Below are 3,475 nucleotides of genomic sequence, written 5' to 3'. Positions count from 1 at the left end.
CCAGGATGGACGGTACTGTTGCACCAGACAGAAGCTGTTATTTTGAATGGCTACGATACTGGCTGCATCGTTCGCCTCCACTATCCCATAACGGCCTACAGAGCCGTCGGGTCGAAGCACTGTGTCCTCCCTGACGGCGATCCAGGGATTCTGGTATATCTTGCGGCGCTTTATGGTCTGCCAATTTTTCATCATCATCCTAATTTGGATATACCACAACTATAAGGAAACCATGAAGGACAGGAAAATTTCCTGGTTTCATGGATTCCTAATAATAACATCTTTGCGGAAAGCATTTTAGTCCTTGGCCGCTTCCTTCTTTCCCTCGGCCTTCAGGTCCAGGTTGAAATCCTTCCAGCCGGCCAGCTGGCTGCCTTTCATATACAGGTTTATCACCAGATACTTGTCGTTCAAATTGTCAAAATAGAGATGGGCGGTCTTCTGGACGTAGTTGACAGTTTCCTGCATCATGTTCTTCAGGTCGGCCTCGGGGTAGCTGAATTTCCCGGCGCCAAGGTAGCTGGCCCGTTCCTTTTCCTGCAGGTCAATGTAGGCGTTGATCACCAGCGAATCCGGCCAGGCAAAGCATTGCAGGGAATTGCAGATCAGCCTGGAACTGATGCCCTGGGCCCGGCTGTTGTAGGCGGTCAACTTCAGGGCTATGTAGTCGGCCTTGGTGAACGAAGCCTGCTGGCCGGATTCCTCGGGCAGGTATTTGTATATCCCGGCCGGGGCCGGCTCTTCCTGTGGTGCTTCGGCCTTGACCGGGGGCTTGGTTTCCTTTTTGGCGGCCAGGGCCGGGCCAGCGGCCAGGACCGTGAGCAATAGGATGAAAATGGTTTTTTTGAACATTTTATACTCCTGATTGATTTCTAAGACTGAGATTAAGATTAATTGCTTACGGCAATATAATAACCTCTCCACTACAGGCTGGGCACCGACCTAACCCCTACCCCTTCCCCGCAGGGGAAGGGAGTGTTGCCTCCCCCTCCTTGCGGGAGGGGGAACGAGGGGGCGGTCGGTTCCCGGCAGCTATGCTGCCGGCATCACTCTATCTCTTCCAGCAGTTTCTTCAGCAGGCCGGCGTCGTGTTTGATCCGCTCCCCCGCCCGCTCGCCGATCTTTTCCCGCAGGGCCATGATCTGGGGCGGGTATTTCTTGAGGTTGACGTTGGACCTGCCCACCATCTCCTCGTCAAAGATCAGCCGGCTGACGGTCTCGTAGATGGTCTGGACCTCGGTCCGCTTCTTGTCCCTGAGTTTTTTCAGCTCCCGCTGGGCGATCTCCTTCTGGAACTTGTCCCGGGCCAGCGATTCCTTCTTGCGCCACTCCATTTCGTCGGGCACATATTTGGAGGCCAGGGGGGTCACTATCAGCCTTTTGACCGCCTGCATCTCCTCGTCCACCGTGGACTGCTGTTCCAGGATGGAATCCTCGGCCCCGCATTCGGCTTCGACCTGCTCCTGCTCAAAATCCCGGTGATGGGCGATGTGCATCTGTGATTCCTGCAGGTCGCCGATCACCTGGTCTATGGACTGGATCTCCAGCAGCTGGCCGGATTTAAGCTCGTGCAGCCAGAACTGGACGGTCTGAATGGAGGAGTTCCTGACCGCCTCCAGATATATCTGAACGTGGAGCGGATTCTTGCTTAATATGCCCAGAACTTCCTCGTCGCTGGGGATCTCACCCTGAGCCTTGCCCTTGTAGACGCTGGAGGTGATCTCAAAGCCCTGCCCCAGGCAGACGTAATCCTTGGTGTCGTTAAAGAACAGGCGGCCGATGAAATACTTCACTTCGTCGCCCGGCTGGAAGCGCAGCAGAACATGGCTGCCTTCGCACAAGCCCTGCTCCCCCTCCTTTAGTTTGAGGACCTCGGCCAGGTCGAACAGCCTGGGGTTGCCCTGCTGGTCGGAAAGTTTGGGCAGCCGCCGGGAGTATTCCTGCTGCTGTTCCAGCGACAGGTCCTCCAGGTCGGCGGCCGGGCGCACCAGCATGGCCCGCTTGTTGACGTCGCCGTATTCCTGCTTCAGGTTCTCCATCTCATCGGAATGCTGGGAGATGGTGATGGTGTCGGAAAGCTGCTGGGCCAGCTGTTCCAGTGTCCTTTCCAGGTCTGCCTTTTCAGCCTCAACCGACTTGACCGCCTCATCCACCATCTCCAGAGCCTCGCTGCGGGCCCGGGTCACCAGCTGTTCCTTCTCATTGTCCGACATGGTCTGCAGCCGGAATTGGTTGGCCATGGTGGCGAACTGGATGGATTTCCCCTTTTCGTTCTCGTACAGGGTTTTTAGCCTTGTGATGGCCGCCATGTGCTCCCGCCGCTCCACCTCCAATTGTTTCAGCCGGTCGGCGTAGACCTGGTTGGCCACGGTGATGGCCCGCTGTTTGTCCCCGGAAAAGGCGTTGGGGGCGTAGTAGACCAGAATGTCCGTCTTGTACTGGCCCATCACCTCTATCTTGGTGCCAAAGGCCTCCTTGAGTACCTCGGAGATGTCCACCATCAGGGCTTCCTTGGCGCTCATGATCATCTGGGGACTGCCTCCGAACATCCGGAACACGGTCTTCTGCTTGTCCCGGATATCCTCGATGGTCATGATGGTGGACGGCTCCATCACCCGACCGTCGGGCATGATCACCATGATCTGCTTGCCGGAGGGCTCTATCACCTTGCCGTCGGGCATCAGCACCATGATCTTTTTGGGGGGAGTATTTTTATTTTCGGGAGGCATTTTTTGACAGGATTAATTATTTTTGCCACAGAGCGATGCACTGAGTTTACCGAAGTGACACTAAGACACCAAAGGGGCTAAAATTGGGGGAAATGCAGGATATCAATTTACCATAAATAGGAATTTTGGTCAATATGTAAATAAAAATAAAGGGGAACACTGTTTTAAGCGTTCCCCTTTATGAAACAACTACTGTTTTATTTTATCACCACCATCTTCTTAGTTTCCATGAAGTCTCCCGTCTGTAGCCGGTAGATGTAAACCCCGGAAGATACTTTAAGGCCGCACCCGTCCTTGCCATCCCATTCCACTTGGTAGGCTCCGGCCGGTTTAGTTTCATTAACCAAAGTATTTACCAACTGGCCCAAGGCATTGTAGACCTTAAACGTTACCTGGCCCTGGTTTTTGATCTGGTAATTGAAACTTGTTTTATGGCTGAAGGGATTTGGAAAGTTCTGGTAAAGCTTGTTAATGTAATTGGGTGTTATGCTGGTTATTTCTTCCGATTGCGCTCCGCCATGTCCCTGTCCTGTCGGATTTTCGTAAATGAGTATCTTGCCGCAAACTGCAATCGGGCCTTTTGTTTTTTCTATGGTTAATGTGATCTGCCCGTCTTTATAGCTTGCTTCGGGCAAAGGCTTGTCCAAAATCGCTTCTTCGCCGGAGGCTACCTTTATCTCACCAAGAGGTTGCTTGTTGACAATTGGCTTTAGTTTTATTTCCTTCCCGGTTTCGTGATAAAAACT

General features: G+C 53.3%; 4 protein-coding genes. 1 reads left to right on the top strand and 3 read right to left on the bottom strand.

Annotated elements, in window-relative coordinates; all coding sequences use genetic code 11:
- A partial coding sequence (locus Q7U71_08055; GenBank protein MDO9391710.1) for a hypothetical protein occupies positions 1 to 225 on the top strand: 225 nt, incomplete at its 5' end.
- Between the two features lie 72 nt (positions 226 to 297).
- Here the strand turns inward: Q7U71_08055 and Q7U71_08050 are convergent.
- The 3 genes from Q7U71_08050 to Q7U71_08040 all read right to left on the bottom strand — a co-directional run.
- Positions 298 to 852: a hypothetical protein gene (locus Q7U71_08050; protein MDO9391709.1), complete on the bottom strand. Its 555-nt coding sequence runs from the start codon at positions 850 to 852 to the stop codon at positions 298 to 300.
- A gap of 194 nt (positions 853 to 1,046) precedes the next feature.
- Positions 1,047 to 2,729: a hypothetical protein gene (locus tag Q7U71_08045; protein ID MDO9391708.1), complete on the bottom strand. Its 1,683-nt coding sequence runs from the start codon at positions 2,727 to 2,729 to the stop codon at positions 1,047 to 1,049.
- A gap of 197 nt (positions 2,730 to 2,926) precedes the next feature.
- The coding region (locus tag Q7U71_08040) for a T9SS type A sorting domain-containing protein (GenBank protein MDO9391707.1) at positions 2,927 to 3,475 on the bottom strand (549 nt) is incomplete at its 5' end.

It is taken from the genome of bacterium (genome assembly GCA_030655055.1).
Classification (GTDB): domain Bacteria; phylum Edwardsbacteria; class AC1; order AC1; family EtOH8; genus UBA5202.
Note: the sequence above shows the minus strand (reverse complement) of the source record. Positions and strands in the feature narration are given on the sequence as shown.

Bases quoted from the DNA above. Each gene is read 5' to 3' on its own strand.
- Q7U71_08045 (MDO9391708.1), bottom strand. From the start codon at position 2,729: ATGCCTCCCGAAAATAAAAATACTCCCCCCAAAAAGATCATGGTGCTG.
- Q7U71_08050 (MDO9391709.1), bottom strand. From the start codon at position 852: ATGTTCAAAAAAACCATTTTCATCCTATTGCTCACGGTCCTGGCCGCT.